We start from the raw sequence: 15550 nt of genomic DNA, 5'->3' as shown, positions 1-15550 counted from the left end.
ACGGGCGGCCAGCGAAAATGACCGCCCGTTTATTTAGCGAGGAGGTTCTTCGGTTACCGCATCAGAAGAAACCAACTGACGGCGCTCAATAATCATGGTCTGCGGCGTGGACAGCACAATGCCCTCTTTACGCAAGCGGGTCAGAATATCGAACAGTAGATCGCTCTTCGCGCCCGCGATCTGGCGCTGACTGGCAACGTTGCCGGTGACGCTCAGCACGATGCCCTGGGCGGTAAGATCTTTAAAGGATACCGAGGGTTCCGGGTTCTCCAGAATACGCTCGTTTTCCTCATAGACCTTCAGCAAAATCTCCCGCACCTGTACCGGGTCGATATCCAGCGGAAACGTCAGGCTAATGGTCACCACGCCCTGCGCATTGCCCATTGTCGCATTACGTACGTTCTGAGAGATGAACTGAGAGTTAGGCACGATCACGGTGGATTTATCACCCAGTTGGATTTCCGTTGCGCGCACGTTGATGCGGCGAATATCCCCTTCAACGCCACTGATCGTCACCAAATCCCCGACTTTGACCGGACGTTCAGTCAGCAAAATCAGACCGGAAATAAAGTTTTTAACGATTTCCTGCAGGCCGAAACCGATACCGACCGACAGGGCGCTGACGATCCAGGCCAGCTTGTTCCACTGCAGCCCCATAATCGACAGCGTCAGCAAAATAATCAGGACATAGCCAACGTTGCTGAACAGCGTGACCAGCGACATGCGCATGCCGCTGTCCATGGTGGTCTTCGGCAGGAAATCGGTATCAAGCCAGCGACGTACCGAGCGCAGAATATAGATGCCCACAATCAGGCACAGCAGCGCGTTAACCAGGTGGGCAGGCACAATATTCAGGGATTCAAGGCCCTTACCGCCCCAGAACTCAATCGCCTTTTGCAGCAGCTCAATCGGTGTTGAAGAGGCAAAGGTGCCGTTAAGCAGTGCCAGCGCGACAAACATGATCAGCAAGGTTTTACCGATCGCCGCAAGAATGGTGGCGACCTGCTGCAGATGTCGCTCATCAATGTTTAGCGAGCCCTGAATACGCTTGCCCGTCGTATTATTGACAGAGAAAAGGCTTTCACAGCCGTCGTTAATCAAATGACTGAGTATGTAAAACGAACCAAACAAAATGCCACACCACACCAGCTCGTAGCTTAAAAAACGCGCCAGGGTGACGTAACCAATCACCAGCGAAGCCAGAATCGTCAGCGACGTCAGCGTCAGGGCCATCTGAATCAGCCCTACCAGCGTTGAGCGCGCTTCCGGCGGCGTGCCTTCCTGCGCCAGACGCCGACGAACGCGCTTGGTGCGCATGCTGATTGCCAGCGCCGTGCTGCCGATCAGCAATGCCGTCAGGCCGTTAGCAAAGATACTGGTATTCAGGCTGGTCCCGGCGGTGTAGTTAAAGGACTCTACCGTCTGGAAAATAAACACCAGCAAGGCGGTGATAGGTGGGAAAGGTTTCAGGGCCAGCGCCACCTCGTTCGAGATGGTGGGTAAACGCCAGCTTGGCCGACGCGTTGACAAAAATGCCCGCCCGAGCCCGGCAATCAAACCACAATAAACGCTTAATTCGACCAGACGATAAATAAAGTCCTGCACGTCGCTGGAAACTTCATCGCGGCGGGTAAAGGCCTGGGAAATAAAGGCAAAGGTCAACACCACCGCCACCAGGCTGGTCAGGGCCACGGCCGTCGCCAGAAAGCTGCGGCGCAGGCGTCCTTCCGGCAGTTTATTAATGCTGACCCAGGCTAAAAATTCTTCGCCATAGCGGCGTCCCAACGTCATCACCAGCACGGCGGCCAGCAACCAGCCTAGCGTACCCAGACGCCAGCCTGACTCCCAGGATAGCGCAGCGGTATCTTTCAGCTCATTTAAGAAATCGCCAATCTTCTCATCATCAAGATCCTGACTGCTGAATACCGGCGACCAGAAACGTGGCCCTAAAATGCTGCCAGAGTTAAGCGCCAGTTTGTTTTTCAACTGATCGCGGCGCAGATTGACGATTTGCGATGACAGCATCAGGGCGCTGTTTTTAATGCCCTCCGCCTGCTTAATCTGATCGTCGAGCTTACTTTTCTGACTTTCCAGCGCGCTACGTTTGCGCGTGACGTCTGCCGTCTCTTTGACGCCGCTTTCCGGTTTGGGGGCTGGGCCAAGCACGGCCAGCTGGGCCTCAAGCTGCTGACGGTCAGGCTGCAACGCCTGGGCCAGCGTATCCGTATTGCCTGACAGCTCCAACGCCATTTCATTCAGCCGACTCAGCTTATTTTCATCGCTTTCAACGGAAACCTGACTTTTAATTTTGTCGAGGATTTTCTGCATCTTAGGCAGCTCGACCGAGGCGTTCACTTTCGGCTTGTCGTCAGGCTGCTGGGTAGTGGTGGCCTGAGCCGGATCGTCTGCGGCGACGCTCAGGGTGGGAACGGCGGTGAACAATGCTAAAAAAATCAGAACAATAAAGGATCGTAACGTGAGCATATGAATGAGATTCCGGCACAGTAATCAGGCGAATCACCCTCGCCATTTGCGGGTAGTTTAGGTTTTCGTCTGGCGTGAAACTATAGGAATACCGATCAATATTGGTCGGGCCGCCCGCGGCGGCCCGACGGGATATTACTCTACTTCAGAACCGCTGGCAGCGTTGCTGGCAACCTGACCTGCTTTCTGTTTTTTATAGGCCAGCGCGGCCGCCGGAACCGGCGCCGCTTTGCCCGTTTCCAGCCAGTCGCGCAGACGGTTAGCATCGGCAAAATGGGTATATTTACCAAATGCATCCAGCACCACCAGTGCCACCGGGCGGTTTTTAATCATGGTGCGCATGACCAGGCAATGTCCCGCTTCATCGGTATAGCCCGTTTTGGTCAACTGAATGTGCCAGCCATTCTTATACACCAGATGATTGGTATTGCGGAACGGCAGCGCGTAGCTGGGATGGGTAAATACGGCGGTTTCTTCTTTGGTCGTGCTCAGCTCGCTCAACAGGGGATATTCGCGCGTGGCTTTTAACAGCTTCACCAAATCTTCTGCGCTGGAGACGTTCTGAATGGAGAGACCGGTAGGTTCAACGTAATGGGTATGGTTCATGCCCAGCGCACGCGCCTTAGCATTCATCGCCTTAATAAAGGCGTTATATCCACCGGGATACGCATGGGCCAGGCTGGCCGCCGCGCGGTTTTCAGATGACATCAGCGCCAGCATCAGCATGCTCCGACGGCTTATCTGGCTGTTAAGCTTCACGCGTGAAAACACGCCGCGCATCTCTGGCGTCTGACTGATATCAACCGTGACCATCTCGTTCATCGGCTGATGCGCATCCAGTACCACCATTGCCGTCATCAACTTGGTGATCGAGGCAATCGGCCGCACCCGGTCAGGGTGACTGGAAAATAACGTTTTCCCGCTCGTCAGATCGACGATCAGGGCGCTGCCTGAGGCAATTTGCGGCTGAGCAATGGGCGCCATTTGCGACAGCGTCGTGGTCGCCTGTGCTGGAAGGGAAACAACCTGCCCGGAAACGAGCAGCGCCAGCGTTAACAGTGAAAAGCGAATTTTTGCAGGCATCGTGAAAAAAAGACCCGGTTAAGATTGTGCGCTGTGTAAACACAGGCCGCCGACGACTGAGCAGGCAGTGCGCGGGCTGGCCGCAGCATCATACTCTGAAGCGGTAAAATTATCCTGGTGAGATTGTTTCTGAGCGTTAAAAAGATGTTGCCGCCCTGCAGGCGGCAACGGCACGTTAAAACAGGTGCGGGCCATAGCCCCACAGAATCACGGTTAAGGCCAGCAACACTTCAAATACCAGCACGCCGATGGCCAGAGTGGAACTGGAAAAACGCAGGCTTTCATCCCGGTCAATGTTCAGAAACAGCGGGATGCCCACGTACAGCAGATAGCCGGTATACAGCAGCGCCAGCGCACCCGCTAATACGCACAGCCATACCAGCGGATAAAGTGCCACGAGTCCGCTTAAAAACAGCGGCGTAGCCACATAGCCCGCAAACACCGTACAGCGTTCAACGCCAGGGCGCTGCGGGTAGTCACGCGCCATCCAGTGAATAACGCGTCCCATCACCGCCACGCCGCCCAGAATCAACAGATAAAACAGAATACCCAGGCCCAGTGCTGTCAGGAAATTCAATTGTACATACTGCCCTTCACCCAGATTCCAGCCTGAGTTCGTGGTGCCGATTATGGCGCAAATAACCGGAATGGCTGCCATCAGCAGAACGTGATGAGTGTAATGGTGCGAAACCGTTTCGTTCTCTTGCTTGATATTGCGCATTTCCTGATTAGGATGCGCTAACAAACCCCAGACATGGTTCATACGCTTACTCCTCTGATGCCGTTGGGCTACCCCGTTTTGATGCAGCATCCACGTAAGGGCAGCATTGCTTACAGTATAAACGGCAAGGCAACTTCTGTGGGGCCTGCGCAAAAAAACAGCGAAAAAGATCGCTGATTAACGCTTAAACGGATGGCTTAACGAATCAGGTATAAACTGAAAGAAATTTCTTTACACAGGAAGTGCACCTTGCATTTGGATATCAACGCATTAATTACGCAGTACGGCTATCTTGCACTGTTTATCGGCTGTATTGCCGAAGGGGAAACATTTCTGTTGCTGGGCGGCGTAGCCGCGCATGAAGGATTACTTCATTACACGGGTGTGGTACTGGCGGCGATGGCAGGCGGGATTCTGGGCGACCAGCTGCTCTTCTGGATTGGCCGGCGCTTTGGTACAGGCATCCTGCGGCGGTTTAAAAAACATCAGGACAAAATTGTTAAAGCTAACCGCCTGATTAAGCGGCGTCCCAGCCTGTTCGTGATCGGCGCGCGCTTTATGTACGGCTTTCGCCTGATTGGTCCCATTATCATTGGGGCAAGCCGCCTCAATCCGCTGAAGTTTCTGGCGCTTAACATCATTGGGGCGGCATTATGGTCACTGCTGTTTGTGACACTCGGCTATTTTGCTGGCGGAATCATTGCCCCCTGGCTGCACAAGCTTGATCAGCACTTTAAACATCTGCTGTGGCTGGCTGCCGCCGTGCTCTTTGCCTTTGGGGTTCGCTGGGCCATTCGCCACTGGAATAACCGCCGGGCCGACGATCAGTAACCCTTGAACTGGGGATTTGCCAGCATAAAGCCGCCATCGATGATAAATGACTGGCCGGTGGTATAGGTGGCCCATTCAGAGCTCAGCCAGGCCACCATGCTGGCAATTTCGTGCGTATCTCCTGGACGACCCGCAGGGATCTCAGGCATTTTGACCTTGTGCGCATCGCCATCGGTCATTTTGTTCATCGGCGTGGCGATCGCGCCTGGCGCCACGGCGTTCACCAGAATATTGTGGGGCAGCAAACTCAAGGCCATCGATTTAGTCAGCCCGCCTGCCGCATGTTTAGCCGCGGTGTAGGCAACGGAACCCGGCAGCGGAGTGTGTTCATGCACGGAGGTGATGTTGATGATACGTCCGCCCTGCCCCTGCTTGATCATGTTGCGTGCCGCAACCTGGCCGCAGATAAACACGCCATCCACATCTACGCTAAATGTCTTACGCCAGTCTTCCCAGGTCACGTCCATAAAGTCCGCTTTGAAATTCGCCCCGGCATTGTTGACCAGAACATCAATGCGGCCCAGCTTGTCTATAAGCTGCTGCAGCACCTTGCCCCCTGCGGGCGGATCGGCCAGGTCGAGCTGGATCGTCTCAGCTCGCTGCCCAATCTCCGCCACCCGTTTTGCCGTGCGCTGTGCGCCTTCCTCATCAGACCGCCAGGTGATGCCAATATCAAACCCCTGCTCTGCTAACATTTCAGCACAACGACTGCCAATGCCTGAATCCGACGCGGTAACGATTGCAACTTTTCGTTGTGGTGTAGTCATGACGGTCTCCTCTGGAAGTGTATGAAAAGTATATACCGCAATGAAAATTGTGCCGTTTGCGGACGGCCCGGCGCCCGGATTAACGATCTGTGTCAGAACACAGCGCGATGAAGGCACCTGGCTATAGTTAAGGCTGACACTGACAGGGAGAAACCGATGAGTAAGGTTAAACGTAAGATTGACGACCATGGCGTAATAGGCGATTTACGCACCTGCGCCCTGGTCGCAAACGATGGCACTATCGATTATCTCTGCTGGCCGGAACTGGACAGCCCATCGGTGTTTTCCGCCCTGCTGGACAGCGACGAGGCCGGCCTGTTTTCCCTGGCACCCGACTGGCAAAACGCCCGTCGCCAGCAAATCTATCTGCCTGATACCAACATCCTGCAGACCCGCTGGCTGGCCGAAGAAGGCGTCGCCGAGATCACCGACTACATGCCGATTTGCGACCGGCAGGATAAACTGCCGCGTATCATCCGTCGGGTAAAGATGGTTCGGGGCCGGGCACGCTTTAATATGGTGTGCTCCCCGCGCCATGATTACGCCCGGGCGGACACCCGCGCTGAGGTACAGCGGGGCTGTATTGATTTTCACGCCACCGATCAGCCCTCGCTGCGCCTGGCAGCAACGGTGGTGATGACGCTGGAAGGCAATCACGCCACCGCCAGTTTTGAGCTTAAAGCCGGTGAACATGCCGAATTCGAATTTGGCAGCGTACAGGATGCCCACATCGAAAAGCTGGCCACCGCCAACTGCTTTGAAGAAACGCTGAGCTACTGGCGGGAATGGAGCAGCCGCAGCACCTATCACGGTCGCTGGCAGGAGATGGTACAACGCTCTGCGCTGGTACTTAAACTGCTGACCTCCTGGCAACACGGCTCCATCGCCGCGGCTGCCACCTTTGGCCTGCCCGAGGAGCTGGGCGGCGAACGGAACTGGGATTACCGCGCCTCCTGGATACGGGATGCCTCATTCAGCATGTACGCCCTGATGCGGCTGGGTTACGTGGACGAAGCCAAGCACTTTACGGAATGGGTCGGTCGCTGTGTAGAAAACAGCCACCACGATGAAATGCGGCTGCAGGTGATGTACCGCCTGGACAGCAGTACGGATCTTCAGGAGATGTCGCTGCTTAACCTGTCCGGCTATGCCAACTCCAGTCCGGTGCGCATTGGTAACGATGCCTGGCGGCAAAAACAGCTAGATATTTATGGCGAACTGATGGATGCCATCTACCTGTCCAACAAATACGGCGAGGCCATTTCTCAGCGGGGCTGGAATCATGTGTCAGAAATGCTGGACTGGCTGTGCGATAACTGGCATCAGCCCGATGCCGGCATCTGGGAAATGCGCGGCGAGCCGGAGCACTTCCTTCACTCACGTTTAATGTGTTGGGTCGCTCTGGATCGGGGCCTGCGGCTGGCAATGAAGCGTTCACTGCCGATGCCTTACGATCGCTGGGACAAAACCCGTCGCGAGATCCGCGATGATATCTGGAAGAATTTCTGGAACAGTGAACGCGGGCATTTTGTTTCGACCCGCCACGGTGAACACCTTGATGCCTCCATGCTGCTGATGCCGCTGGTGCGTTTTGTGGGCGCCACCGATCCGGACTGGATCGCCACGCTGGATGCCATCCAGGTGAACCTGGTGAGCGACGGCATGGTACGTCGTTATAACATTCACGAAACGCCAGCTGATGGGCTAACGGGCGCAGAGGGCTCCTTTGGTGCCTGCTCGTTCTGGTATGTGGAATGTCTGGCGCGTGCCGGACGCATTCGCGAGGCACATTTTGAGTTCGAGAAATTACTGAGCTACGCTAATCCGTTGGGTTTGTATGCGGAAGAGTTTGACAGTCATGGGCAGGCACTGGGAAATACGCCCCAGGCGTTGACGCATCTTGCGTTGATCAGCGCCGCGTTTTTCCTGAACCGTAAGCTAAACGGGGACGTCACGCTTTGGCAGCCATAATGGGCTGTTTTTCGCCCAAATTGGTAAAGAACAAAGGCAGATAACGCAGGCGAGTCAGGTAAAGTATTTTAAAGCGGTTAAAATCCTGATTCACAACATCAGTTTAATGAACATATAATGCGCAGCAGGTCATAGTGACCAGCATGGGTTCGATACATTGACAAGCCTGAAACATGGCGATAAAGACTTGTAAAATATGAAAAAAAGCATTCGCGCGTTCGCTTCACTTGCATTGGCTTTGGCGGCATTCAGTCAGTCAGCCCTTGCTGTTGTTTACCCGTTACCGCCGGCAAACAGCCGTCTGACCGGGCAAAATATTGAAATTACCATTCCCGAGGACAGCAAATTACCTCTGGAAGCTTTTGCAGCTCAGTTCCAAATGGGCCTCAGCAATATGCTGGAAGCCAACCCGGGCGTTGACGTTTATCTGCCAAAACCTGGCAGCAAACTGATTATCCCACAGCAGTTACTGTTACCTGACGCGCCGCGTGAAGGCATTGTGATCAACAGTGCTGAAATGCGTCTTTACTACTATCCGAAAGGCACCAAAACGGTGGTTGTACTGCCTATCGGTATCGGTGAACTGGGTAAAGACACGCCGCTGAACTGGACCACCACTGTTCAGCGTAAAAAAGATGGTCCGACGTGGACGCCAACGAAAGCGATGCACGCGGAGTACGCTTCACGTGGTGAAAACCTGCCTGCCGTCTTCCCGGCCGGTCCGGATAACCCGATGGGGCTGTATGCGCTCTATATCGGTCGTCTGTATGCCATTCACGGCACCAACGCTAACTTCGGTATTGGCCTGCGGGTCAGTCACGGTTGTGTGCGCTTACGTGCCGACGACATCAAATGGCTGTTCGATCATGTGCCGGTTGGCACGCGCGTGCAGTTTATCAACCAGCCGGTGAAAGCCTCGGTTGAGCCAGACGGTTCACGCTGGATGGAAGTGCACAATCCGCTCTCGACCACGGAAGAGCAGTTTAACTCTCGTGAGCTGGTGCCAATTACGCTGACCCAGGCCGTTGGCAAAGTTCTGGTAGACGGCAGCATCAACCAGTCTCAGGTTGATAAAGCGATTCAGAACCGCTCCGGTATGCCCGTGCAGGTTAACGCGCCAGAAAACAACGTGGTGCCCGCGCCTGTTCAGGTAACCGAAGGCGAAGATGCCGAGCCGAAGGAAGAGCCGATGACGCCGGTGATGTCACAGCCAACGAATCCGGTCGCTGTGCAGCCTGAGCCTCAGCAGTCGCAACCGGCAGAACAGCAGCCGCAGGTTCAGCCTTCACAGCCTGTGCAGCCGTCACAGCCTGCGCCAGCAAGCAATGGTAATCTGTAAGGTCTGATCCTTCACGGGGTAAAAAGCCAGCGCCGGTTAACCGGGCTGGCTTTTTTTTGTGCCCTTTACAGGCTTTGTCACCGGGCGCAGCCTCTACACGGTGGGCCTTCGCAAGGCCAGCCAGCCCGCCAGCAGGGTAAACGCGAGCACGATCAGCACCAGCAGTAAAAACCCGTGTGGATTCGCCGCCAGCGGAATACCGCCTACATTCATGCCAAAAAATCCCGCCACAATATTAATTGGCAGTGCCAGTACGGTTATCACGGTTAACAGGTAGAGCGTGCGGTTACTCTGTTCCATCAGACGCGCCGCAATCTCTTCCTGCAGCAGCCGGATGCGCTCCATCAGGCTGGCGAGATCGTTGAGCACCACGCTGAACTCTTCGGTAAACGCCCGCAGCTCGCGGAGCGTGTCGTGGTTGAGCCAGGCCGGAGGTCGGTTGAGCAAGCGAAACAGCGCCGCCGGTTCAGGTGCCAGGAGGCGCTGAATCCGCAACAGCATGCGCCGGTAGTGCCCCAGCTCGCTGCGATTAGCTTTAATGGCGGGGCTCAAGAGGCGCTCTTCAATGTTATCGACCACCTGACTGATGCGCCGCACGACCTGTTCCAGTTGGGACTCCTGCTCACCAAGCAGATAAAGCAACAAAGCCTCTGCACTGGGAAAGCTATGCCGGGCTAACCTCTGCTGCATCTTTTCAATCATCACTGACGGGCGATAACGTGCGCTGACCACCAGGTTACGCCGGCACCATATCCACAGCGTCGCATTTTGCGTACTGCGGTTCTCCTGGTTAAGCGTGACGTCGTTGAGTACCGCCAGCAACGCGCTACTTTGCTCCGCCAGCCGGGTTCGCGGCGAGGCCGAGTGAATTTCATCGAAGAAGTCATCATCCACCTGAAAATGACTCTGCACCCAGTGCTGCGCGCGGGCATGGTTCAGATTGATATGCAGCCAGAGAAAGCCGTCATCAGGAAGATGCTCACCGAGTTTAACTGCTTCACGGGCATTCAGGCGAACAGGAAGGGCATCGGGAGAAAAGAGATAACCATGAATGAGTCCTGCCACATCATCATCAAAATCACGTTTTTGTGGGGTAAGAACAACGTCTGTCGCCATGGCTATCCTGTCAGCATCATTAATAAAGAGGTTCAGCCTGCTGAAGTTTTGTTACAGCAAAATGACCTCTCACGGCGCAGATCATTTTTTTGTCACAAAAAGCGGGTATCACACAGCGTGAAACAGATGTAAATCCGCATCTGCATCCGCTATGAGGTTTTGCATGAGCGAAAACAGTTTACCCTCTTCAGGCCCGACTCATGGACGACCCGATTTCAATGGCAAAGGTAGCCGCTTCACAAAACCGATTTTCTTTCTTCTGCTGATCGCCGGTCTGGCCTTTGCCGGATTTAACCTGTTTCATGACGTAGAAAAAACCAACACGCCGGTCACCAGTTACTTACCCTTCTTTTTATTGGGCCTCGCGCTGCTGATTGCGCTGGGCTTTGAGTTTGTAAACGGTTTTCACGATACCGCAAATGCGGTCGCGACGGTCATCTATACCCACTCTCTGACGCCCGGTGTTGCCGTGGTCTGGTCGGGATTCTGCAATTTCCTTGGCGTGATGCTCTCCAGCGGTGTGGTGGCGTTTGGGATTATTTCGTTGCTGCCCGTCGAACTGATATTGCAGGCCAGCAGCGGCAACGGTTTTGCCATGATTTATGCCCTGCTCTTCTCGGCCATTATCTGGAACCTGGGCACCTGGTATCTTGGCCTGCCCTCCTCCTCCTCGCACACCTTAATTGGCTCGATCATCGGAGTGGGCGTTGCCAATGCCATGCTGCACGGCCGCAGCGGGCTGAGCGGTGTGGACTGGGAGCAGGCCCTGAAAGTCGGTTATGCCCTTCTGCTGTCGCCGGTGGTGGGGTTTGTCTGCGCCGCCCTGCTGCTGTGGACGATGAAGCTGTTTATTCGTAACCGTCAGCTTTATCAGGCCCCGCAGAGCAACGAGCCGCCGCCCGTCTGGATCCGTGGACTGCTGATTCTGACCTGTACCGGCGTCTCTTTTGCCCATGGATCGAATGACGGACAAAAAGGCATGGGGCTCATCATGCTGATCCTGGTCGGCACCATGCCGATCGCCTATGCCCTGAACCGTTCCCTGCCGCCCGATCAGATCCCGCGCGTGGCCGCCCTGACCGACGTCACGGCGCGCCAGCTCCTGCACATTCAGCCTGCCACCACGCCCGCACCGGCCCCACGGGACGTGTTAACCGCGTTTGTCAGCAGCGAACAAATGAATGCCAACGTGCTGCCGGCCCTGGCGATGACGCTGCACGACGTGGGCGAACAGATCCGCCGCTACGGCTCGATGGAAAATATCCCGGCACAATCCGTGAGCAACACTCGCAATCAAATGTACCTCGCGTCGGAGTCCATTAAACATTTGCAAAGCGCCCACGTTGCCCTGCCGGACGACACTGAACGCAATTTAACCGCCGTGAAAACCGAGCTGGACAGCGCTACGCGCTTTATTCCTGTCTGGGTGAAGGTGGTCGTGGCGATTGCACTGGGGCTGGGCACAATGGTGGGCTGGCGTCGCATTGTGGTCACCGTGGGGGAACGTATCGGTAAAACCCATCTGACCTATGCGCAGGGTGCCAGCGCCGAACTGGTGGCGATGGTGACCATCGGCGCGGCCGACGCATTCGGTTTGCCCGTGTCCACCACACACGTTCTCTCCTCGGGTGTGGCAGGCACCATGGCGGCGAACCGATCAGGCCTGCAAATGTCCACGCTGCGGAATCTGGCAGTGGCCTGGATATTGACGCTGCCGGTTTCAGTCTTACTTTCTGCCCTGCTCTACGGGCTGTTTATCCACATCTGACCAGGTGATTCGTTATGGCAACACACGATAACAGCTTCAACCGGGATACATTTAATCAGCGTCTGTTACAGGAGTTCTACGACAGCTACGATGAAGAACTGGAGATGGAACTCGACGACCTGCGTTTTGGCGAGACCACGCCTGACGGGAATGATGAGAAGGCCTGGCGTCGTCGCTATTTTCGCGAACTGCTGCACCTGCAGGGCGAACTGGTTAAGCTTCAGGACTGGGTGATGCGCACCGGCCATCGGCTGGTCATTCTGTTCGAAGGCCGCGACGCCGCCGGTAAAGGCGGTGTTATCAAACGCATCACGCAACGCCTTAACCCGCGCACCTGCCGGGTTGCCGCCCTGCCAGCACCTAACGACCGCGAAAAAACCCAGTGGTATTTCCAGCGTTACATTGCTCATCTGCCCGCCGCCGGGGAAATGGTGCTGTTCGACCGGAGCTGGTACAACCGGGCGGGCGTGGAACGGGTGATGGGCTTTTGCAGTGAGGCTGACGTCGAGGAGTTCTATCGTAGCGTGCCGGAATTTGAAAAAATGCTGACCCGCAGCGGTATTCAAATCGTCAAATACTGGTTTTCCATTACGGACGAGGAGCAGGAACTGCGCTTTTTGAGCCGTATTCACGATCCGCTGAAGCAGTGGAAACTCAGCCCGATGGACCTGGAAAGTCGCCGCCGCTGGGAAGATTATACCGAAGCCAAAGAAGAGATGCTGAGCCGGACCCATATCCCGGATGCGCCCTGGTGGGTCGTTCAGGGCGTGGATAAAAAGCGTGCGCGACTGAACTGCATCAGCCACCTCTTGCAACAGGTGCCTTATGAAGACGCTACGCATGATGAAATTATTTTGCCACCGCGTGAACGGTCGCAGGATTACCGCCGTAATGACGTGCCGGACACGATGATCGTGCCTGAAAAGTATTAATGGCAAGCGCGGCAGGACGCTGCGCTAACCGGTTTTCACCACACTGAAGGCTTCAGAGCTGGCCTGCTCTTGCAACCGGGCATAACGGTCGATGGCCGTGGCGATATCCTGGGATGATTTTAACGCGCGAATCTCACCGAACAGCTCACCGGCTTCAACGTAGGCTTTACGTAAATACCCGAGCCACTGTTTGATACGGGCAACATGGTACATGCCGGTATCGCCCTGTTTTTCCAGCCGGGTATATTTCTGTAACAGCGCCACCACCTCCGGCCAGGACATGGGCGCGTCATTGTATTTGATGACCCGACTCAGGTTAGGCACGTTAAGCGCGCCTCGGCCAATCATCACGGCATCACAACCGGTGGTCCGCAGGCAGTCCTGGGCCGTTTGCCAGTCCCATATCTCGCCATTCGCGATAACCGGAATACGCAGGCGCTGACGGATGTCGCCGATGGCCTGCCAGTTGATCGCCTCGGCACGATAACCGTCTTCTTTGGTTCGACCATGCACCACCAGCTCGCTGGCGCCGGCCTGCTGTACCGCATCCGCAATTTCCATACTGCGCGCGCTGGAATCCCATCCCAGCCGCACCTTCACCGTGACGGGCAACGAAGCCGGTACTGCTGCCCGCATGGCTTTTGCCGCGCGATAGATTAAATCGGGATCTTTTAGCAGCGTGGCACCGCCGCCGCTGCCGTTGACCAGCTTTGACGGACAACCACAGTTCAGATCAACGCCCCAGGAGCCCAGAGTAACCGCTCGTGCGGCGTTTTCCGCCAGCCAGTCCGGATGCTGCCCCAGCAGTTGCAGCCGGACCAGCGTACCCGAGGGCGTGCGGCTGGCATGGTGCAGTTCAGGGCAGAGTCGATAAAAGGATTTTACCGGCAAGAGTTGATCCACGACGCGCAAAAATTCTGTAATGCACAGATCGTAGTCGTTGACCTCCGTTAACAGCTGGCGCACCAGAGAATCCAGTACGCCTTCCATCGGTGCCAGTAAAACCCGCATTGTCAGGCGTTTCCGCTACGCTTAGGCGCTGGGCGACGTGGACGCGCGGCTGGCTTGTCAGACGGGCCCGCTGCCGGTCCCTGACGACGGGGCTGTGAACGCTTGTCCCCTTGCGGACGCGCAGCGCCTGCACCCTGTCCGCCCTGGCTGCGACCACGGCCGCGTGGCTGCTGTGACTGACGGCCATTCACGATAGGTTCCGCTTTGATGCTTGGATCCGGCTCATAGCCCGGTACGGCCAGACGCGGAATTTCACGCTTAAGCAGACGTTCAATATCGCGCAGCAGTTTGTGTTCATCCACGCACACCAGTGACAGTGCGACGCCGGTTGCCGCCGCACGGCCGGTACGACCAATACGATGCACATAGTCTTCCGCTACGTTTGGCAGCTCATAGTTTACGACGTGTGGGAGTTCTTCAATATCCAGGCCACGGGCCGCGATATCGGTGGCCACCAGCACGCGAATTGCGCCGGATTTAAAATCAGCCAGTGCGCGCGTACGTGCACCCTGACTCTTGTTGCCGTGAATCGCCGCAGCGGTAATACCGTCTTTACCCAACTGTTCTGCAAGGTGGTTAGCCCCATGCTTGGTTCGGGTAAACACCAGCACCTGCTGCCAGTTACCTTCGCCGATCAGCTGCGACAGCAGTTCCCGTTTGCGTTTCTTATCAACAAAATGCACCTGTTGAGAAACCTGCTCCGAAGCGGTGTTGCGGCGTGCCACTTCCACCTGCTCCGGGTTATGCAGCAGTTTTTCTGCCAGGGTTTTAATCTCGTCCGAGAAGGTGGCAGAGAACAGCAGGTTCTGACGTTTGGCAGGCAGTTTTGCCAGCACACGGCGAATATCGTGGATAAAGCCCATATCGAGCATACGATCGGCCTCATCCAGAACCAGCACTTCCACCTGAGAGAGGTCAACCGCGTTCTGATGGACCAGGTCCAGTAAACGGCCCGGTGTTGCCACCAGAATATCGACCCCGCCGCGCAGCTTCATCATCTGCGGGTTAATGCTGACACCACCAAACACCACCAGCGAACGAAGCGGTAAATACTTACTGTATTCAACAACGTTTTCCCCGACCTGAGCGGCCAGTTCACGGGTAGGCGTGAGGATCAGCGCACGCACCGGACGACGTCCACGTACTGCGCCGGTATTCGCCGACAGCTTCTGTAGTAAAGGCAGCGTGAATCCGGCCGTTTTGCCGGTGCCGGTCTGCGCACTTGCCAGCAGATCGCGGCCGGACAGCACCACAGGAATCGCCTGGCGCTGGATAGGAGTCGGTTCGCTGTAGCCTTGCTCAGCAACCGCACGCAAAATATCGGCACTCAGGCCGAGAGAGTCAAAAGACATGACGAGTATTACTCCGGTCCACTCTGACCGTGTTTCACGGTGTAGTTTTCAGAGGGATAGTGACGCCAGCTGACGCTGACGCGTGAAAAGGGTGCAAACTACGATGCATAAGCGGCGGAGTGTAACAGCTTTAACGTTCCTGTGCGAGATAGCTCACAATTGATTACAAACGGCC

Annotated in this window: 12 protein-coding genes; 5 read left to right on the top strand and 7 right to left on the bottom strand. The window is 55.8% G+C overall.

Translation table 11 applies throughout. The features are described from left to right. Positions 1 to 33 precede the first annotated feature (33 nt). The 3 genes from QLG08_RS19135 to QLG08_RS19125 all read right to left on the bottom strand — a co-directional run bounded on the left by QLG08_RS19135 (position 34) and on the right by QLG08_RS19125 (position 4330). Positions 34 to 2484: a DUF3772 domain-containing protein gene (locus QLG08_RS19135; protein WP_014593243.1), complete on the bottom strand. Its 2451-nt coding sequence runs from the start codon at positions 2482 to 2484 to the stop codon at positions 34 to 36. A gap of 135 nt (positions 2485 to 2619) precedes the next feature. After that, positions 2620 to 3567, bottom strand: coding sequence for a D-alanyl-D-alanine endopeptidase (pbpG, locus tag QLG08_RS19130; protein ID WP_013025131.1), 948 nt, complete (start codon positions 3565 to 3567; stop codon positions 2620 to 2622). Positions 3568 to 3742: 175 nt separating this feature from the next. Beyond that, positions 3743 to 4330, bottom strand: a complete 588-nt coding sequence (locus QLG08_RS19125) for a Yip1 family protein (RefSeq protein ID WP_013025130.1) — start codon at positions 4328 to 4330, stop codon at positions 3743 to 3745. A gap of 207 nt (positions 4331 to 4537) precedes the next feature. Between QLG08_RS19125 and QLG08_RS19120 the strand changes: the two genes are divergently transcribed. Then, the gene (locus QLG08_RS19120; protein WP_158150523.1) at positions 4538 to 5119 is read left to right on the top strand and encodes a DedA family protein; all 582 of its coding nucleotides are present in this window, start codon (positions 4538 to 4540) and stop codon (positions 5117 to 5119) included. Here QLG08_RS19120 and QLG08_RS19115 read toward each other — a convergent pair. Beyond that, the gene (locus tag QLG08_RS19115) at positions 5113 to 5886 is read right to left on the bottom strand and encodes an SDR family oxidoreductase (protein WP_014606261.1); all 774 of its coding nucleotides are present in this window, start codon (positions 5884 to 5886) and stop codon (positions 5113 to 5115) included. The two genes, QLG08_RS19120 and QLG08_RS19115, sit on opposite strands and share 7 nt — an antisense overlap. A gap of 156 nt (positions 5887 to 6042) precedes the next feature. On the opposite strand from QLG08_RS19115, the gene QLG08_RS19110 reads away from it, so the two are divergent. Beyond that, positions 6043 to 7857, top strand: coding sequence for a glycoside hydrolase family 15 protein (locus QLG08_RS19110; protein WP_014606262.1), 1815 nt, complete (start codon positions 6043 to 6045; stop codon positions 7855 to 7857). 196 nt (positions 7858 to 8053) lie between these two features. Next, positions 8054 to 9196, top strand: a complete 1143-nt coding sequence (locus QLG08_RS19105) for a L,D-transpeptidase family protein (RefSeq protein WP_014593237.1) — start codon at positions 8054 to 8056, stop codon at positions 9194 to 9196. Between the two features lie 93 nt (positions 9197 to 9289). Here QLG08_RS19105 and QLG08_RS19100 read toward each other — a convergent pair whose 3' ends face one another. Continuing rightward, a complete protein-coding gene (locus QLG08_RS19100) occupies positions 9290 to 10312 on the bottom strand; it encodes a transporter (RefSeq protein WP_064373437.1) in 1023 nt (340 codons plus the stop codon). Between the two features lie 163 nt (positions 10313 to 10475). Here QLG08_RS19100 and QLG08_RS19095 point away from each other — a divergent pair, with 163 nt between their 5' ends. Next, the gene (locus tag QLG08_RS19095; RefSeq protein WP_042676578.1) at positions 10476 to 12080 is read left to right on the top strand and encodes an inorganic phosphate transporter; all 1605 of its coding nucleotides are present in this window, start codon (positions 10476 to 10478) and stop codon (positions 12078 to 12080) included. Positions 12081 to 12094: 14 nt separating this feature from the next. Further along, on the top strand, positions 12095 to 13012 hold the full coding sequence (gene ppk2 / locus QLG08_RS19090) for a polyphosphate kinase 2 (protein WP_013025123.1): 918 nt from the start codon (positions 12095 to 12097) through the stop codon (positions 13010 to 13012). Positions 13013 to 13036: 24 nt separating this feature from the next. Here the strand turns inward: ppk2 and dusC are convergent, their stop codons facing one another. Beyond that, complete coding sequence (dusC, locus tag QLG08_RS19085; RefSeq protein ID WP_105082352.1) at positions 13037 to 14023, bottom strand: tRNA dihydrouridine(16) synthase DusC; 987 nt, start codon at positions 14021 to 14023, stop codon at positions 13037 to 13039. Positions 14024 to 14025: 2 nt separating this feature from the next. Continuing rightward, a complete protein-coding gene (rhlE, locus tag QLG08_RS19080; protein WP_014593234.1) occupies positions 14026 to 15375 on the bottom strand; it encodes an ATP-dependent RNA helicase RhlE in 1350 nt (449 codons plus the stop codon). Between the last annotated feature and the right edge of the window lie 175 nt (positions 15376 to 15550).

Source organism: Pantoea sp. V106_11 (genome assembly GCF_029967885.1).
Classification (GTDB): domain Bacteria; phylum Pseudomonadota; class Gammaproteobacteria; order Enterobacterales; family Enterobacteriaceae; genus Pantoea; species Pantoea ananatis.
This window is presented reverse-complemented; position numbering and strand designations above follow the sequence as displayed.